This is a genomic window from Arthrobacter sp. Bi26, from assembly GCF_918697925.1.
Taxonomy (GTDB): domain Bacteria; phylum Actinomycetota; class Actinomycetes; order Actinomycetales; family Micrococcaceae; genus Arthrobacter.
Map to the genome: position 1 here is coordinate 24,308 of NZ_CAKKMF010000046.1, position 14,759 is coordinate 39,066.

Genomic DNA, 14,759 nt, shown 5'->3' on the forward strand with positions numbered 1-14,759 from the left:
GGCAGCCTTTCGTGCTGCCGTCTCAAAACGAAAGGAGTGCGCTCTGATGGCATGGTTCAACGCTGACGACAAGATGCACGGGCATCCGAAGGTCAGGCGTGCGGGCCTCGAAGCGATCGGGCTCTGGCTCGTGTGCGGGACGTACTGCACGGACTTCCTCACGGATGGTCTGGTGCCGGCCTGGTACATCAGCTCATGGCCCAAGGGCCCGAAGCTCGCCAACCACCTTGTGAAATGCGGATTCTGGGAGCCTGCGGCCGACGGCGACTTCCAGTTCCTGTCCTGGGCCGAATACCAACGCACCAAGAAGAAGGTGCTGGAAGACAGGGCCGAGGGCCGAGAACGCATCGCGGCCTGGCGCGCCAACAAGAAGAAGACCGGCCCCGCGTAACGCGATGTGTAACGGCGTTACAAACGGCGTACGTAACGCCGACTGTACGCCGCACGTACATCGTCCAAAGCCAAGACCAAGACCAAGTACTTAAACCTCACCTCGAGTGCCTATCTCGCCTCTGTCTTTTGGGCCTCTAAAGAAGTGATGAAAAAAGTTTCCAGCCAATCGTCACTTGGGTGATGCGCGAGGCCGGGACTCTTGGCTGAAAGGAATTCCATTGATCATCACGGACCAGCAGGCGCGCGCCATCGCGTTCCTGCTCCACGAGATCCGACCGGACTGGGGCGTCGCATCGCTGATGTCACTCATCGACAAGCACCGCGACGTCCCCAGCCTCGGCGCCCTGACCATCGCCGCCACGACCAAGGCCATGGAACGCACATGCCAGACGCCGGCGCCGATCTTCCATCCCGGCCCGCACTGGCCAGAAGCAGCACGGGCCCAGCTCCCGAGGCCGGAACCCTGCGAAGACCACATCGGCCAGGACGCCCACAACTGCAGATCATGCTGGGCCGACGTCAAAGCCGGAATCCGCCCACAAACCCACATCGGAAAACACCACGAAGCCGCCCCAGACGAGGCGGCTTCTGACGTTGAAGGAGACCAACCATGAACTACTTTCTACTCGCACTAGCAATCGCCGCGGCCCTCGTCGCCCTGCTCTTCACGGCGAACATCCTCCGCGTGGCTCTCGGAAGGGCCACTTTCGACAGTGGATTCGCGGCTTTCTCGCACGTCATCATGGCCCCGGCAGCCGGCGTGACCGCTCTGTGGCTCTTCCAAACGGCGGTTGCCCGATGAGGGCAACCACTGAGCGCGACATGCTCGACCTCCTGCTGTCCCGGTACAACACAGAACGGCAGGGCACCATCGCCGATCGATGGGTCCGCGCCGAACACGTCCGGTCATCACAGGACTACCGGGAAACGCTCAGCGTCGCGGACTTCATAGCGATCGACAAGTACGCCAGCTCCCAAGCCATCCACGGCCATGAGGTCAAGGTTTCCCGGGCCGACTGGCTCGCCGAACTGCGGGACCTGACCAAGTCCGAACGGATCAAGCGGTACTGCAACTTCTGGTGGCTCGTCGTCTCGGATCCCGCCATCGTCAAGGACGGCGAGCTGCCCGAAGGCTGGGGCCTGATCGTCAAGTCCGGGAACGGGGTCCGCGCCAAGTTCAAGGCACCGGAGCTGACACCCCTGCCGCTGCCCCTGGACTTTGTTGCCGGGCTGACGTCGGCCGCCCAGCGAACCGCCTACCGCGAACCGCTTCGGCAGGACGCCCGGACGCTCTGCCGGTGGGACAAGGTCCGCGGTTACTACCAGCAATGCCAGGCATGCGGTCAGCCGGCGCCCTGTCCCCTTCACCAACCAAGAGCCGCAAGAGAGGCCACGCAATGAAATTCAAGATCGGTGACCCTGTCCGCATCATCGCGCGCAACACCCGCCACTTCGACGCCGTCGGCACCGTCGTGGATGTCGACAAAACCCAGCACTTCCCATTCGCCGTCACGGGCCTCGATGCCTCGCTGCTCTGGTTCGGCCCCAACGAGCTCATCCTCGCCGAACACCAACCTCAGGAGACGCCATGATCCGCAAAGAAGCCAAAGCCCGCTGGGCCTACACCTGCGAACCCTGCAGCGTGCACGTCACACACCCAGACCAGTTCCGGGCAATCGAAACCCAGCAGAGGCACGAGAAGGGCCTCGGGCACTTCGGCAACGCGTTCAGCTCCATCGTGAGGGATGCGTTCGCGCCGCTGCTGTCCGCATTCGGTTGGGCGCCCCTCCATCCATGGCAGGAAGCGGTACTCACGAGGGCGATGTGGGAAGGCGTTCGCAAATGATTCACGCCTTCGTGCCAGGCACACCCGTCCCGCAAGGATCCGTGGACGTCTACCGCGGCCGCATCGTCGCAGTGAAAGCGCCACTTCGCGAATGGCGGACCAAGATCCGGGCATCGACCATGGCCCGCCACGACGGGCCACCTATGGACGGGCCCCTAGCGTGTCGCTCGTCTTCCAGCTCGTGCCGCCCAAGAAGCCCCGATCGTGGGCGCCGGCCGTGAAGCCGGACCTCGACAAGCTCATTCGGGCTGTCTTGGACTCCCTGTCCACCACCAAGAACCGCAAGACCAAAGCAGTCATCAAAGGCGTCATCACCGACGACGCCCGAATCATCGAAATCACCGCCGCCAAGACCTACCACGGCAACCCCGGCGTCCTCATCACCATCACCCACGCAGGAGAGAACAAATGAGCCAGCCAGAGCCATGCCACCGGTGCGGGGTGAAGATCAGCAAGGACCTCCCGCGCCCCGGGCTATCCAGGCTGTTCGGAAAGATCTACCGCGAGACATGGCGGATCAAGTTCAACTACCTGCGCATGAACAGCTGGGACAAAGCCGTGACGGCGCACGACGTCGTCGCATCGAACCTCTGGACCGAGACAAGCCTCTGCAGTGATTGCTGGGGAGACGTCCTGTCCTTCATCAACAAGAAGTTCGAGAGGAAGCCATGAGCGGCAACGCGATCACTCTCGTCCGGAACGCCGAGGACAAGAAGACCGGAATGACCGTTGGCGACCTCTGGGCCTTCTCCCAAGACGCCCTGAACCTCGGCATCGACCCACGCGAACCCATCAAAGTCACCACCGGATGGCGACAGCAGATCATCAAACTCGAAGCAGGAGGTAGCCGATGACCTTCTACGGCAAGGACCCGCAACCCAAGACACCCCCGCGCAAGCTCCGCAAGTTCGCGTACCGGACCTACCCGGATGCCGCTGAGCAGGAGATCAGCAGCCACGAAATCTACTTCTATGAGGCCGGCAGGATCGGCTTCTGGAACTACACCAGCGACGACGCCGATGGCGAACGGATCCTGGTGCTAGCAACCAAGGCATTTGATGTCCGGGAGGTGATCGCCAAATGAGCTTGAATGACCACATCCACCAGCTCACCCGCGAGCACCTGGCGCTCGTTGACGGGGCGCTCGTATCCAAGCCGCCATTGCTAGCCGAACTCCGGGCCGCATGCCGCTCGAACCTCGGAGCAATCGGCGGCGGATCCGGCGGTGCCGGGATGATCGTCAACTCCAAAGCTGTGAAGATCGAGAACGACATCAAAGCCGAAGCCCTCAACGAGCACTTCGAAATGACCGGAAAGGAATACCAAGGAACCCTCGTTGAGCTCATCACCTCATGGGCGGCCATCCAGTCCCCGGAATGGCAGGACTACCTCGAGCGGACCACGCTCAACTGGATCGACAAGATCCGGGAAATGCTCGAAGCGAAGCGGCCACCATGGCGCCCATCCATCCCATGCCCAGCCTGCGGGAAGAGGTTCCACGGCCCCGAGAGGGAACCCTGCATCGGCGTCAACTACTGGGACGACGAAAACGAAACCATCGCCCCACCCTCGACCTGGACAGCCGAGTGCGACGGGTGCGGTGCCGAGTGGAACGGCGACAACCTCAGGTGGCTCAGAGCAGCCGCAGACACGCCCAAAGCTGATGTTGCCGAAGTGGCATGAGTGAATTAGGCTAAGTCCCGTCGAGGTCACAAGTCTCGGAATTTTCAGCCGCTCCCAACCGGGCGGCTTTTTTGTTGCCCTGAAACTTCCACTTCAGGAGGCCGCATCTCCCGCGCAGGGTCACGCGCACCGCCGCTCGTCGAGAGACGCCGGCACAATGACCACTAGCTCAGTTGGCAGAGCAAAGGACTGTTAATCCTTCGGCCCCAGGTTCGAGTCCTGGGTGGTCAGCGGCGGCCCCATGCCGCTCCCATGAGTACGACCGCCGGACTATTCACCCGGCATAGTTGGCGCCCGTCATCGCGCCACAAGCTGAGTTAGTGAAATGGCATCACGACGGTCTCCAAAACCGTAAGCGCAGGTTCGATTCCTGCACGCAGTGCTGACGGCGACAGCCCCTGACCAACCATTGCGAACAGCAGCGGAGCCAGTACCCGTCCACTCGTAGCCCTTGCCCCACAGGATTTCCGCAAGGTTCGATCTGTAGCCTGCGCTTGAGCGACCCGGGCTGAACGGTTCGTAGCCGGAACGTCTCCTCCAAGCGAACTGGCCACATCAGGGTTCGATTCCCTGTCAGCCCACTTGCGGCCCCGTCCTTGTTGAAGCCAAGGGCGGGGCGCGCACAACTCTCCTGCATGGAGGCTCCAAGCCGGTACAAGGGCATGTCCCTACAGTGCGGCTAGGGAGTCAACTGGCTAACCCGGATCCTCGAACTGTATTCCGGGAGGACTTCGCCAGCCTTGGAGCCTAAGAACGAGGCGACGCTACGCGCCTACTCCATGCAGGAGGCACACCTTTGGCAACCTCACGCACTGGCACATCCCAGTACAAGAAGGCCCGAAAGCGCACGCTTCACCAAGCACAAGTCAAAGGCATAGACCGCTGCCCGTACTGCAAGGTCAAGCTCGACTACGAGGTAAGCCGCAAGCCCAACAGTGCAGAGACAGATCACGTCATCGCACACGCTAGAGGCGGACAAGACCACGTCAGCAACCTCGCCGTCTGCTGTCGACGCTGCAACCAATCCAAAGGCGACGGGCCAGCACCCAAGACGTCCACCGTGCTGAAGGCCAAACCGCTGAAAACCAGTCGAGCATGGTGAATGTGGAAAACATGTGCATAACCTGTGGACAACAGAAGTGGGGGAGCACCCCTCCCCCACGCTCCGTCCCTCGCTCCCCAGTGATAGCGAAAAATATCCCCCCGAGCACTGGCCTCCGGCGTTTCGCTGGGCTTTCCCCGGCTGCCTGGTGCTTTTCTGACGGCCCCACCGCCGCTGTCAGGGCATCTTTGACCTGGCGGATTTTCCGATCCGCGGGCCGAAATCGACCTTCGAATCAACCTCGAGTTTCCCTTATGTTTACTGCGTTTATCCGTTACACCTTGGTAGAATTGGTGCATGTCATCAAGGAAATGCGGGTACTGCGGCGGGCCGATGCATCTACCCCGCGAGGGTGCGAAGTTCTGCACTTCGAAGTGCCGCGTGTACGCGCACCGCGCTTCGAAGCGTCGGCCGGCGTTTCCTGCGGTGATGACGGGCCGTAATCGCTGGGTGCGGCGCACTGCGGATAAGCGGCCGCTGACGGCGACTGGTCGGGCTGCTTCGTCCACGGCTTCCAGGACGTGGTCATCGTTCGAGAGTGCCGCAGCGTCTTCAGTCGGTGTCGGCCTGGGCTTCGTCCTCGGTGACGGTATTGGCTGCTGGGATTTCGACCATTGTTTCATCGACGGCAAGCTGGCCGGATGGGCGACGGAGGCTATCGCCGCGATTTCCGAGCCGATCGTCTTCGCTGAGGTTTCCCAGTCCGGCGACGGCGTCCACGTGTTCGTTGAGGTTCCCGAGGGGCCGGGCCGGGTGATCCGGGATGGCCGGAACATCGAGTTCTACTCAGCCGGCCGCTACATCGCGGTGACGGGAAACAAGCTGACCCTGTAGGAGGCCGCCGTGGATGTTCCTGCTGGCCTTGGTGAACGCGGTATGTCCTTGTGGCAGGCGATGGCCACCATAGACGTTCCCCGGAATGCTCTGGTGCTGGAGGCTGCTCGTCTGGCTGACCGGCTGGACGAACTGGACAACATCATTCAGGGCAAGGGCGTCCTGAACTTGATGCAGTTCCGTCTGGACTTCCCGAGTGGTGAGGATGAGCCGTACTCCGTTGAGGTGAAGTTCGCTGCGCCGCTGGCGGAGGCCCGGCAGCAAGCAACCGCCCTGGCGAACATTCTGACGAAGCTCTCCCCAGCTGACGGGAAGGCTGTCCTGCAGCCGGTGCCGGCGGACCTTCCATCCAATGTGTCCCCGTTGCAGAGGTTGGCTCAAAAACTGAACGGCTAGGTGGTGCGCGTGCTGGTCGGGTCACAGATCGCACGCTTCAACACTGCACCGTCACCCCGCGGGTACAGCCTCGAGCATGCCGAGAACGCACTGGAGTTCGCCGAGGGCTACACCTACATCGCGGATCCTTGGCAGGCCGAGGTGGTCAGGGCGTGGCTGCGGACTGACGACGCCGGCTGGGTTGCCTCGACTTGGGGCCTCTCGGTTCCTCGCCAGAACGGCAAAAACGGGGCGCTGGAGGTCGTTGAGCTCTACCTGATGGTGGCGCTGAATCTGAAGATCCTGCACACGTCGCATTTGCTGAGTTCTGCCCGCAAGGCATTCAAGCGCCTCATGCATTTCTTCGGGACCCGGGTCAACGACCCGCACGCGAAGTTCCCCGAGCTGAACGCCTTGGTCAAGGAAATCCGCAAGACCAACGGCCAGGAGGCTATCGAACTCCACACTGGCGGCTTGATCGAGCTCGGCGCCCGCACAGGCGGCGCCGGCCGCGGTAGCTCCTTCGACGTCCTCGTGGTGGATGAGGGTCAGGAGTTCGAGGAGGACGAGCAGGAGGCTCTGGAACCCACGACGTCAGCCGCCCCGTCCGGGGACCCGATTGTCATCTATATGGGCACTCCGCCCAAGGACCTGTCCGAGCGTGGCGCCCCGTTCGTGCGTGTCCGGAATGCCGCTGTCACCGGCGCCGACAAACGATCGGCTTGGGTGGAGCACTCCCCCGCCGGCGACGTCGACAAGATGACCGAGGCGGAACTGAAGGTCTTCACGGCCGACCGCAAGAACTGGGCCGACGCGAACCCCGCCCTGGGCGGCCGCATCAAGGTCCGCACCGTGGAAGGCGAACATCACCGGTTCTCGCCGAGATCGTTCGCGCGTGAGCGGCTCAATATGTGGCCGACTCCGGCCGCTGCCGGGCAGCTCGCGTTCACCCCTGAGAAGTGGGATGACCTGGCGATTGATGATCCTGATGCTGACTGGCCGGTCGCCGCTTACAGCGCGGATATGAACCCGGAGCGCACGAAGGTTTCCATCGGGGTAGCTGCGTTTCCAGACGAGGGAGTTCACCTTGAGCTCGCCGCTGATGCCCCCTTCGATGAGGCTGGCACTTCATCGCTGGTGGACTGGCTGTGGGAGCGAGCCAAACGCCGCATCCCGATCGTTATCGATGGGTTCTCGCCGGCACGGGACCTCCTTGAAGCTCCGCTGAAGGCGAAGGGGATGAAGGTCTTCATCCTCGGCGCGCAGGAGTACACGCAGGCCTGCGCGATGCTGCATGAGGCAGTGGAGAAGCACCCTGCAATCACGCATTACGGGCAGGAACACCTTGATCATTCCGCCAAGCATGCGACCAAAGATCCGATCAAGAATCGGCCTGGTTCGTTCAAGTGGAACCGCGTGAGCCTCGACGCGGACCTCGCGCCGCTCGTAGCGGTGACGTGCGCTCACTTCGGAGCCTTGAAATTTGCCCGCCGGCGTCCTGCCGGACCGGCTAAGAAGCGTCATGCAATTGTGCAGTAGGAAGGCGGTGGTCTGATTGGCCGAGGTTATGCGCCTTCTGACGGACGACGAAACGAAGACTTTCTTTCGGCTTCTGTCGAAGGTCCGGGCGAAGTCGAAGCGCAATCGACTCCGGACGCAGTACTTCGAGGCGAAGAAGAAGCTGGACAAGATCGGGTTCTCGATCCCGCCGCACATGCACGATTTCGCTGCTGTGATCGGCTGGGCGAACAAGACGGTCCGCGTCCCCGCCCGCCGGATCCGCCCGGATGGCTTCACCCTTCCGCGGGAGTCTGAGCTGCTGTCCGATATCGAGGATATCTTCGAGGACAACTACCTGGCGGCCGTCGAACGGATGGCCATTGAGGCGTCCCTTCAGTATTCGGTGTCGTTTCTCTTTGTCACCCCGGGCGATGCGAGCTTGGGTGAGCCGGAAGTCATCGTGGCGGCCCGCTCCGCGCTGGAAGCTACGGCTGAGGTTGACGAGCGCACAAACCGCGTACTCCGGGCGCTGGAGATCGTCAACAAGCGGAAGATGCTGCTGTACCTGCCCGGGCTGACGCTCCGGATCGAATCTTTGGAGAGCAAGTGGTTCGTAACGGCCGAGTATGACGGCGTACCGAACCACGTCCCTTGCACCCCGTACATCTGGGGGCGTTCCTTGGACCGCCCGTTCGGTTCTTCGCGGATCACACGGCCGGTCATGGACTTCACAGACATGGCCGTGCGGACGATGCTCCGGCAGGAAGGCAACGCTGAGTTCTACTCCTCCCCGCAGCGGGCCCTGATGGGCGCTGACGAGGCGCATTTCACGGATGCCAAGGGCAACCGCATTTCGCCGCTGGACGCGCTGCTCGGCGGCATCTGGGCGCTGCCTGACACCTTTGATGAGGAAGAGGGCAAGCTTGTCCGCCCCGATCTGAAGCAGCTCGCTCAGGCGACGATGCAGCCGCACACGGACATGCTCAAGACCATCGCGATGATGTTCTCGGGTGAGTCGTCCATTCCTGTGGGGTATCTCGGCATCATCCAGGACAACCCTTCGTCAGCGGACGCGATCCGTGCGAATGAGGCTGACCTTGTGTCGGTCGTTGAGGCTGAGCTTCCGAGTATCGGGGTTGCAAGGCTGGATCTGGCCCGGAACGTGCTCGCCGTCAAGCATGGCGAGTTCACTCCGGGGATGGCCTCTGAGTTGAAGGGCCTGAGGGCGCACTTCGCTGACGCTGGGACGCCTACGCGGTCTGCGCAGGCCGATGCGGGGCTGAAGTTCACCCAGGCATTCCCGTGGGCGGCCGATTCTGAGGTTGCTCTGGAGTACTACGGCATGAACAAGACCCAGATCACGCGGCTGATGGCGGCCCGTAAGCTGCAGCAGAACGGCCAGCGCCTTGACGCGCTCGTGGCTGCGGCTAAGGCTCCGGCGACGACAGAGCCTGCCTGATGGTGGTCCGGGACGATCTTGAACGGTTCCGGGCCGCTAACGCTGGCCTGTCCAAGCTGGTCATTGCTGAGCTCGAGGGCTTCTTCTACGCGCTGGACCTGTCCAAGCCGGAAGCGGTCCGGGATGCACTGATCGAGTTTGTGCCGTTGCTGGTCGGAGAGTACGGGCCGGTCGCTGCGGACTTGGCTGTTGACTGGTATGAGGAACAGCGGGCCGCGGCCGGCGCACTTGGCCGCTTTCAGGTGAAACCGGCGCAGCTCATTCTTCCGGCCGGCGACATCGAGAAGGCTGTACGCTACTCGGCCGGGCATCTGTTCACCCCGGACCCGGCCCAGACTCTGTCGACTCTTTCCGTGAACGTGGACAAGCTAGTGAAGCAGCATGGCCGGGACACGATGTCACGGAACGCCGAGCGTGAGGGTGTCCGGTGGGCGCGCGTGCCTTCGGGCTCCAAGACCTGCGCATTCTGCCTGACGCTGGCCTCCAGAGACGTCGTGTACCTGACCGAGAAGTCCGCCTTGAGGCGCAGCTCCGATGGGAAGAAATACCATGGCTTCTGTGACTGCGTCCCGACGCGCATAGCGTCCATTGACGACTACCCCGATGGCTACGACCCGGACGGCATGTACCAGATGTACCAAGACGCCCGCGGCGAGTCCGGTTCTGGCGACATCAAGGATATTGCGTTCGCCTTGCGCCGACTGTTCCCTGGCTCCCTCACTGACGGAGTCGAATCCCTATAGTTTCCGCCCCTGTGGCGGGTTGTCCTTCCGTGCGATGCGGTGGGGCTTTTTGCCGTGCGATGCGGCTTTACAAGGAGGAACCACAATTGAGCAATTCTTTCCCTCACGGCATTGACATCACCGCACCCGGTGGCGTCGCCAAGCTCATGGACTTCCACCGGCTGACCTTCGGGGATGCCGTCATGGAAGACGGCGCGGACGCGGCCGCGGCTGCAGCGGCACAGGCCGCCTCCGATGCCAAAGCTCTGGAAGACGCGGCCGCAGCCAAGGCTGCTGCTGACAAAGCCGACGCTGCCATGGATACCGACGGCGGCAAACGCGCACTGCAGGCCGAGCGCGATGCTCGGGCCGCCGCAGAGAAGCGCGCCGCTGATGCCGAGGCAAAGATCCAGGCCGCCGAGGACGCGAAGCTATCGGATATCCAGTTGGCCAACAAGAAGGCCACCGACGCCGAAGAGCGCGCCGCGAAGCTGGAGACGGCCAACGCCCGTCTCGCGGCGCTCGCCAAGTACCCGGTGCCGGAGAAGTACCAGCACTTGGTGAACGGCACCGATGCCGCCAGTTTTGAGGCGTCCGCGAAGGACGTGTCGGAGCTGGCGGGCGTGCAAGGAAAGAAGCGTGATCCGATCCACGACTCCGGCGACAAGTCCGGAGACCGGGGCGGTGCGGGAACCTCCGTTTCAGCCGGGCGCGATCTCTACGCGTCCAAACACACCAAAAAGTCCTAGAAAGGTAACACCATGCCCCGTCTTCGCACTGAAGCATTTGGCAGCGGAAATCTCGCCTGGATCGGAACAGCGCACGGCCTCAGCAATGCGCGCACCGAGACTCTCGACATCTCCGCTTTCACCGCCGGCACCCACTACCCGGACGGCTACATCCGATCCGGCCAGCCCGTCGCCAAGGTGGCCGGGCTCCTGGTCCCCTACGACGCCACGGAAGGCACTGTGACTGGTGCGGGTATCCTCGCCGGCCACGTCCTCTTCGACCAGCCTGTCATCGGCACCGCGGACTTCCCCGTCCCGCTGTACGACCACGGCCGCGTCAAGGCCGCCCTTGTCCCCGGAACCTTCGTGAAGCCCGCAGCGGCCGCGAAGCTCTCCGCCACGACCATCGTCTACATCTAAGGAGGGCTAGAACATGGCACTTTGGACTGATCTCATTGATCCCGCCGAACTGACCGGCTACGCACGCGCTGCGCTGTCTGACATCGAGCAGAACAACGCTTCGCTGGCCCGGTTCCTCCCGAACCGCGAGGTGGCCGACACTGTCGTCAAGTTCACGAAGGGCGAGTCCGGCCTTGTGCAGGAAGCGGCCTTCCGCGCTTACGACGCTGAGCCGGAGATCGCTGGCAGCACTTCCCGTCAGCGCGTGATTCTGGAGCTTCCGGCTCTGGGTCAGAACCGGCCGGTTAGCGAGTACCAGCAGCTGCGCTCACGGAATGCTTCCGACGAGGCGATCCGGAATCACATCCTGACGGAGACCCGCAACGTAGTGCGTGCTGTCGCTGACCGTATGGAGCGCCTCCGCGGCACGGTGCTGGTCACCGGCAAGGCCACCATCGCGCAGAGCAACTTCGTCTCTGAGGATGACTTCGGACGCGCTGCGGGTCACACCCTGACGGCGTCCAGCCTGTGGTCGGCCGGTTCGGTCGATCGTCTCGCTGACCTGCAGGCATGGACGGACATCTACACCGCAACGAACAACGGCACCGCCCCCGGCGCTCTGCTGATGTCACGTCGCGTGTTCCGTGCACTGTCCTCCGGCGCACAGTTTGCCACCTTGCTGGCCAACGGAGCCACCCGCCCCGCCCTGGCTGAAGAGGTGCGCAGCTTCATCGCTGGCGCAGGCCTTCCGGAGATCGTGATCTACGACCGCAGCACGTCCGGCGGCCGTGTCATCCCCGATGACCGCCTGCTGTTCCTCCCCGCTCCGGTTGACCCGAACGACGGCGAAGGATCCCAGCTGGGAACTTCCTTCTGGGGCCAGACCCTGACCTCCATGGATTCCAACTGGGGTATTGAGGATTCGGAGCAGCCGGGCGTCGTGGCTGGCGTTTACCGCAACGAGAAGCCCCCGATGATCGCCGAGGTCATCTCGGATGCCATCGCGCTTCCGGTGCTGGCCAACGCGAACCTGTCGCTGGTGGCCAAGGTTCTCTAGCCCGATCCAGTGTGTGGGGCGCTCCCGCTGGGCGCCCCACACCTGATCCCGAAAGGTATTGCCATGTCTGAATTTGCTGTTCACACGATCGTCCACCACGTTGGCGCTCCGGTCAGCTTCGCCCCGGGTGACGAGGTTCCCGAATGGGCCGATGCGCTCATTGGCGACCACGTGCTGGCCGAGCCACGCGATCTCCAGGAACCCGATATCGAGGTCCCGGCCGACGACACTGATGAGGCCGCCGACGTGCCGGAAGAAATCGACACCCCCGAATCTGAGCCGGTGGACTTCACGGGCGCTAAGCCGCGGGGCACTCGCCAGCGTCGGGGCTAGCTGATGGCTACCTCATACGCGACGCTGGCTAGTCTTCGCCAGCACTGGGCCGCGCTCCCCGCCGGCCGCGAGGATGAGGCCACGCAGAAGCTCTTCGAAGCGTCCGTTGAGGTCCGCGCCCTGTACCCGGACGTTGACCGACGGTTGATGGCCGGGGAGTTGGATGCATCTGTTCCTGAGCTGGTCGTTTGCCGGATGGTCAAGCGGTCGATGGACGCTCCGGATAGTCAGATCGCCGGGGTCAATCAGATCCAGCAGAGCGCCGGACCTTTCGGGCAGACGCTGAGCTTCACCAACCCTGACGGGAATGTCTACCTGTCCAAGTCTGATCGCGCCCTACTCGGGGCCGGCAGGGCGAAGGGCAAGGCGTTCACGATCCACCCTGGCGGTCACTCATGATCTGGCCTGGCGCCGAGTCTGTCCCCGTCCTGCGCTATCAGGAGACGGGAGTGGATGACCGCTACGGCGCCCCAGTCTCGGCTTGGGTGGCTCTGCCGGAGCCGTTGCGCTGCGGTGTGGCCGATGGCAGGGGCATGGTTACCCAGGCCCCCGGCCGGGAGCAGGTCGCGTTCGACTACCTGCTTCTGCTGGAGCCTGGGCAGGAAGTGCTCACGTCGGACCGCCTCATCGTACGCGGCCGGTCCTGCGAAGTCGTGCAGCCCAAATTTGAGTGGCAGGGCCTCTTCAGTGCCTGGAATCCAGGCGGAACGGTCTATGTGAAGGCGGTGGATGGCTGATGGCGCGGAACAAGGTGACCATCAACGCCGCCAGCGTCCGGAAGCTGCTGACATCCCCCGCTGTCACGGCTGACTTGGAACGGCGAGGCAGGGCTGTGAAGGCGGCGATGGGCGGCGACGGCGCGATGGAAACCGATGTCACGCCCGGCAACGCAGTGGACGCCCCGCGGTCCCGGGTGCGCGTTGGCTACTCGTCATCGATGCATCCAGTCCATGCCCGCCGGCATGAGGCGAAGTACGGGACGCTCGCACGGGCGCTGGCCGCCGGCGGTGGCCGATGACGCTCGTATTCCCTGAGATTGAGCCTCTCCTGATCGCAATGACGAAGCAGGTCTTCGTAGGCCGCCCTGAGCCGTTCGCGGCAGGGCTGTGGATCTCAAGCGCGATGCCGAAAACACCCGCCGGGGAGCCAACACGCAAGGACCGGATGATCATCATCCGTGACGACTCCGGCAACCAGATGGACCTCGTTCGGGAAAATGCCCGCATCGGCGTCCAGTTCTGGGGAAGCACCAAGGCGGAAGCATCCGACCTCGCCCAACTGGGCCGCGGGCTGATGAACGACATGGTGGGCGGGCCGATCAAGCGAATCCGGAACGTCCTCCGACCTGTCTTCATCGAGGACGTGCAGCCAATGTTCTACGCCACGTTCGAGCTGATCGTCAAAGGCTCCAAGCTCTAACCCACTCATCATGGCCCGCTGCGTGCGGGCCGTTTTCATGCCCGCAACGAACCCAGGAGACCCCAATGGCCAAGATCACCTTCGCCAACGACCATACGACCTCCGGCGGCCGCACCTACAAGGGCGGCAGCACGCATGAGGTCAACGACGCCGACGCGCGCTCGCTGATCCTGCGCGGCAAGGCTCGCCTGGCCGTGGAGAAAGCCCCTGCACCCGCTGGGGACGTCAACTCAGCCTCGGCTGAACCCGAAACCCCTGCCGGGGAAAAGAAAGGATCGTAAGCCGTGGCTGAGACCAAGAATTACGACAACGTCCGCATTTACGGTGACGCCGAGTCCGAGGTCTGGTGGGCGCCCAAGGGCACCACGCTGCCGACCGTAATGACCACCGACCCGATCGCTCCATTCTGGGCCTTCGGCTGGCTCGGCGAGGACGGCATCCCGCTGAGCGTCTCCACAGAGGTGGACAAGTTCAAGGGCATGGGCGGTGTCACTCTCCGCACCAAGGTTCAGTCCACCGAGAAGTCGTTCAAGGTCCAGGCGCTGGAGGAAACCCCGGGCGTCACTGGCCTCTACTTCGACCATGGCGCCCCTGTCGTTACCGGCACTGGAGCCGCCAAGGTTGCCCGGATCGACCTGCCGGAAGCAATCGGAACCGTCGAAGGCGTGGCCGTGGTCAAGTTCGTTGACGGCGGCGTGGAGAAGTGGCTGTGCTGCGAGCTGGTCCAGGTCAGCGAGCGGGGCGAGCTCCCCCACTCGGCCAGCGACATGACCGGGTATGAATTCACGCTGGACATCCTCGGCGCTTCGTACTTCCTCACCAACGCCCCGGCTTTCACCGAGGTGTAGCTAGACCGGTGGGCGGGGTGTTCTTCCGTGGTGGTTTCCCCCGCCCACCGCACCACCTGAC

27 protein-coding genes and 2 tRNA genes are annotated in these 14,759 nt (G+C 63.2%); all 29 read left to right on the top strand.

The window, feature by feature from the left end:
• Positions 1 to 46 precede the first annotated feature (46 nt).
• A complete protein-coding gene (locus tag LQV16_RS13395) occupies positions 47 to 391 on the top strand; it encodes a hypothetical protein (protein ID WP_229994386.1) in 345 nt (114 codons plus the stop codon).
• A gap of 220 nt (positions 392 to 611) precedes the next feature.
• Positions 612 to 1,007, top strand: coding sequence for a hypothetical protein (locus LQV16_RS13400; protein WP_229994387.1), 396 nt, complete (start codon positions 612 to 614; stop codon positions 1,005 to 1,007).
• Positions 1,004 to 1,195 (top strand): hypothetical protein, encoded by a 192-nt coding sequence (locus LQV16_RS13405; protein ID WP_229994388.1) that lies wholly within the window; start codon positions 1,004 to 1,006, stop codon positions 1,193 to 1,195. The genes LQV16_RS13400 and LQV16_RS13405 overlap by 4 nt, the downstream gene beginning before the upstream one ends.
• The gene (locus LQV16_RS13410) at positions 1,192 to 1,794 is read left to right on the top strand and encodes a hypothetical protein (RefSeq protein WP_229994389.1); all 603 of its coding nucleotides are present in this window, start codon (positions 1,192 to 1,194) and stop codon (positions 1,792 to 1,794) included. Before LQV16_RS13405 ends, LQV16_RS13410 begins: the two co-directional genes overlap by 4 nt.
• On the top strand, positions 1,791 to 1,985 hold the full coding sequence (locus tag LQV16_RS13415) for a hypothetical protein (RefSeq protein ID WP_229994390.1): 195 nt from the start codon (positions 1,791 to 1,793) through the stop codon (positions 1,983 to 1,985). The genes LQV16_RS13410 and LQV16_RS13415 overlap by 4 nt, the downstream gene beginning before the upstream one ends.
• Positions 1,982 to 2,239, top strand: coding sequence for a hypothetical protein (locus tag LQV16_RS13420; RefSeq protein WP_229994391.1), 258 nt, complete (start codon positions 1,982 to 1,984; stop codon positions 2,237 to 2,239). The genes LQV16_RS13415 and LQV16_RS13420 overlap by 4 nt, the downstream gene beginning before the upstream one ends.
• Positions 2,240 to 2,330: 91 nt before the next feature.
• Entirely contained in the window at positions 2,331 to 2,651 is a 321-nt protein-coding gene (locus LQV16_RS13425; protein ID WP_229994392.1) for a RusA family crossover junction endodeoxyribonuclease, read from the top strand.
• The gene (locus tag LQV16_RS13430; protein ID WP_229994393.1) at positions 2,648 to 2,911 is read left to right on the top strand and encodes a hypothetical protein; all 264 of its coding nucleotides are present in this window, start codon (positions 2,648 to 2,650) and stop codon (positions 2,909 to 2,911) included. Before LQV16_RS13425 ends, LQV16_RS13430 begins: the two co-directional genes overlap by 4 nt.
• Positions 2,908 to 3,093 (top strand): hypothetical protein, encoded by a 186-nt coding sequence (locus tag LQV16_RS13435; protein WP_229994394.1) that lies wholly within the window; start codon positions 2,908 to 2,910, stop codon positions 3,091 to 3,093. Before LQV16_RS13430 ends, LQV16_RS13435 begins: the two co-directional genes overlap by 4 nt.
• Positions 3,090 to 3,323, top strand: a complete 234-nt coding sequence (locus LQV16_RS13440) for a hypothetical protein (RefSeq protein ID WP_229994395.1) — start codon at positions 3,090 to 3,092, stop codon at positions 3,321 to 3,323. Before LQV16_RS13435 ends, LQV16_RS13440 begins: the two co-directional genes overlap by 4 nt.
• Positions 3,320 to 3,922, top strand: a complete 603-nt coding sequence (locus LQV16_RS13445; protein ID WP_229994396.1) for a hypothetical protein — start codon at positions 3,320 to 3,322, stop codon at positions 3,920 to 3,922. Before LQV16_RS13440 ends, LQV16_RS13445 begins: the two co-directional genes overlap by 4 nt.
• 158 nt (positions 3,923 to 4,080) lie before the next feature.
• A tRNA-Asn gene (locus LQV16_RS13450) sits at positions 4,081 to 4,153 on the top strand.
• A gap of 80 nt (positions 4,154 to 4,233) precedes the next feature.
• A tRNA-Trp gene (locus tag LQV16_RS13455) sits at positions 4,234 to 4,304 on the top strand.
• A gap of 414 nt (positions 4,305 to 4,718) precedes the next feature.
• Positions 4,719 to 5,024: an HNH endonuclease gene (locus LQV16_RS23735; protein WP_356815766.1), complete on the top strand. Its 306-nt coding sequence runs from the start codon at positions 4,719 to 4,721 to the stop codon at positions 5,022 to 5,024.
• A 429-nt stretch (positions 5,025 to 5,453) separates the two neighbouring features.
• The gene (locus LQV16_RS13460) at positions 5,454 to 5,858 is read left to right on the top strand and encodes a hypothetical protein (protein ID WP_229994397.1); all 405 of its coding nucleotides are present in this window, start codon (positions 5,454 to 5,456) and stop codon (positions 5,856 to 5,858) included.
• A gap of 9 nt (positions 5,859 to 5,867) precedes the next feature.
• Positions 5,868 to 6,254 (top strand): hypothetical protein, encoded by a 387-nt coding sequence (locus LQV16_RS13465; RefSeq protein WP_229994398.1) that lies wholly within the window; start codon positions 5,868 to 5,870, stop codon positions 6,252 to 6,254.
• 9 nt (positions 6,255 to 6,263) lie between these two features.
• A complete protein-coding gene (locus LQV16_RS13470) occupies positions 6,264 to 7,772 on the top strand; it encodes a hypothetical protein (RefSeq protein ID WP_229994399.1) in 1,509 nt (502 codons plus the stop codon).
• 28 nt (positions 7,773 to 7,800) lie between these two features.
• Complete coding sequence (locus LQV16_RS13475; RefSeq protein ID WP_229994400.1) at positions 7,801 to 9,192, top strand: hypothetical protein; 1,392 nt, start codon at positions 7,801 to 7,803, stop codon at positions 9,190 to 9,192.
• Positions 9,192 to 9,935 (top strand): hypothetical protein, encoded by a 744-nt coding sequence (locus LQV16_RS13480; protein ID WP_229994401.1) that lies wholly within the window; start codon positions 9,192 to 9,194, stop codon positions 9,933 to 9,935. Before LQV16_RS13475 ends, LQV16_RS13480 begins: the two co-directional genes overlap by 1 nt.
• 86 nt (positions 9,936 to 10,021) lie before the next feature.
• Positions 10,022 to 10,663, top strand: a complete 642-nt coding sequence (locus LQV16_RS13485; RefSeq protein WP_229994402.1) for a hypothetical protein — start codon at positions 10,022 to 10,024, stop codon at positions 10,661 to 10,663.
• A gap of 12 nt (positions 10,664 to 10,675) precedes the next feature.
• The gene (locus LQV16_RS13490) at positions 10,676 to 11,062 is read left to right on the top strand and encodes a hypothetical protein (RefSeq protein ID WP_229994403.1); all 387 of its coding nucleotides are present in this window, start codon (positions 10,676 to 10,678) and stop codon (positions 11,060 to 11,062) included.
• A 13-nt stretch (positions 11,063 to 11,075) separates the two neighbouring features.
• Complete coding sequence (locus LQV16_RS13495) at positions 11,076 to 12,098, top strand: major capsid protein (protein ID WP_229994404.1); 1,023 nt, start codon at positions 11,076 to 11,078, stop codon at positions 12,096 to 12,098.
• Between the two features lie 63 nt (positions 12,099 to 12,161).
• Positions 12,162 to 12,431 carry a hypothetical protein gene (locus LQV16_RS13500; protein ID WP_229994405.1) on the top strand — a complete coding sequence of 90 codons (270 nt, stop codon included), beginning with the start codon at positions 12,162 to 12,164 and terminating at the stop codon, positions 12,429 to 12,431.
• Between the two features lie 3 nt (positions 12,432 to 12,434).
• Positions 12,435 to 12,830, top strand: coding sequence for a hypothetical protein (locus LQV16_RS13505; protein ID WP_229994406.1), 396 nt, complete (start codon positions 12,435 to 12,437; stop codon positions 12,828 to 12,830).
• Entirely contained in the window at positions 12,827 to 13,168 is a 342-nt protein-coding gene (locus LQV16_RS13510; protein WP_229994407.1) for a hypothetical protein, read from the top strand. Before LQV16_RS13505 ends, LQV16_RS13510 begins: the two co-directional genes overlap by 4 nt.
• Positions 13,168 to 13,449 (top strand): hypothetical protein, encoded by a 282-nt coding sequence (locus tag LQV16_RS13515; RefSeq protein WP_229994408.1) that lies wholly within the window; start codon positions 13,168 to 13,170, stop codon positions 13,447 to 13,449. The genes LQV16_RS13510 and LQV16_RS13515 overlap by 1 nt, the downstream gene beginning before the upstream one ends.
• A gap of 38 nt (positions 13,450 to 13,487) precedes the next feature.
• On the top strand, positions 13,488 to 13,850 hold the full coding sequence (locus tag LQV16_RS13520) for a hypothetical protein (RefSeq protein ID WP_229994409.1): 363 nt from the start codon (positions 13,488 to 13,490) through the stop codon (positions 13,848 to 13,850).
• Positions 13,851 to 13,915: 65 nt separating this feature from the next.
• Entirely contained in the window at positions 13,916 to 14,131 is a 216-nt protein-coding gene (locus tag LQV16_RS13525; protein ID WP_229994410.1) for a hypothetical protein, read from the top strand.
• A 3-nt stretch (positions 14,132 to 14,134) separates the two neighbouring features.
• A complete protein-coding gene (locus LQV16_RS13530) occupies positions 14,135 to 14,698 on the top strand; it encodes a hypothetical protein (protein WP_229994411.1) in 564 nt (187 codons plus the stop codon).
• Positions 14,699 to 14,759: the final 61 nt, after the last annotated feature.

Bases quoted from the DNA above. Each gene is read 5' to 3' on its own strand.
- LQV16_RS13395 (WP_229994386.1), top strand. From the start codon at position 47: ATGGCATGGTTCAACGCTGACGACAAGATGCACGGGCATCCGAAGGTC.
- LQV16_RS13405 (WP_229994388.1), top strand. From the start codon at position 1,004: ATGAACTACTTTCTACTCGCACTAGCAATCGCCGCGGCCCTCGTCGCC.
- LQV16_RS13410 (WP_229994389.1), top strand. From the start codon at position 1,192: ATGAGGGCAACCACTGAGCGCGACATGCTCGACCTCCTGCTGTCCCGG.
- LQV16_RS13415 (WP_229994390.1), top strand. From the start codon at position 1,791: ATGAAATTCAAGATCGGTGACCCTGTCCGCATCATCGCGCGCAACACC.
- LQV16_RS13420 (WP_229994391.1), top strand. From the start codon at position 1,982: ATGATCCGCAAAGAAGCCAAAGCCCGCTGGGCCTACACCTGCGAACCC.
- LQV16_RS13425 (WP_229994392.1), top strand. From the start codon at position 2,331: ATGGCGGACCAAGATCCGGGCATCGACCATGGCCCGCCACGACGGGCC.
- LQV16_RS13430 (WP_229994393.1), top strand. From the start codon at position 2,648: ATGAGCCAGCCAGAGCCATGCCACCGGTGCGGGGTGAAGATCAGCAAG.
- LQV16_RS13435 (WP_229994394.1), top strand. From the start codon at position 2,908: ATGAGCGGCAACGCGATCACTCTCGTCCGGAACGCCGAGGACAAGAAG.
- LQV16_RS13440 (WP_229994395.1), top strand. From the start codon at position 3,090: ATGACCTTCTACGGCAAGGACCCGCAACCCAAGACACCCCCGCGCAAG.
- LQV16_RS13445 (WP_229994396.1), top strand. From the start codon at position 3,320: ATGAGCTTGAATGACCACATCCACCAGCTCACCCGCGAGCACCTGGCG.
- LQV16_RS13460 (WP_229994397.1), top strand. From the start codon at position 5,454: ATGACGGGCCGTAATCGCTGGGTGCGGCGCACTGCGGATAAGCGGCCG.
- LQV16_RS13475 (WP_229994400.1), top strand. From the start codon at position 7,801: ATGCGCCTTCTGACGGACGACGAAACGAAGACTTTCTTTCGGCTTCTG.
- LQV16_RS13480 (WP_229994401.1), top strand. From the start codon at position 9,192: ATGGTGGTCCGGGACGATCTTGAACGGTTCCGGGCCGCTAACGCTGGC.
- LQV16_RS13490 (WP_229994403.1), top strand. From the start codon at position 10,676: ATGCCCCGTCTTCGCACTGAAGCATTTGGCAGCGGAAATCTCGCCTGG.
- LQV16_RS13495 (WP_229994404.1), top strand. From the start codon at position 11,076: ATGGCACTTTGGACTGATCTCATTGATCCCGCCGAACTGACCGGCTAC.
- LQV16_RS13500 (WP_229994405.1), top strand. From the start codon at position 12,162: ATGTCTGAATTTGCTGTTCACACGATCGTCCACCACGTTGGCGCTCCG.
- LQV16_RS13505 (WP_229994406.1), top strand. From the start codon at position 12,435: ATGGCTACCTCATACGCGACGCTGGCTAGTCTTCGCCAGCACTGGGCC.
- LQV16_RS13510 (WP_229994407.1), top strand. From the start codon at position 12,827: ATGATCTGGCCTGGCGCCGAGTCTGTCCCCGTCCTGCGCTATCAGGAG.
- LQV16_RS13515 (WP_229994408.1), top strand. From the start codon at position 13,168: ATGGCGCGGAACAAGGTGACCATCAACGCCGCCAGCGTCCGGAAGCTG.
- LQV16_RS13520 (WP_229994409.1), top strand. From the start codon at position 13,488: ATGACGAAGCAGGTCTTCGTAGGCCGCCCTGAGCCGTTCGCGGCAGGG.
- LQV16_RS13525 (WP_229994410.1), top strand. From the start codon at position 13,916: ATGGCCAAGATCACCTTCGCCAACGACCATACGACCTCCGGCGGCCGC.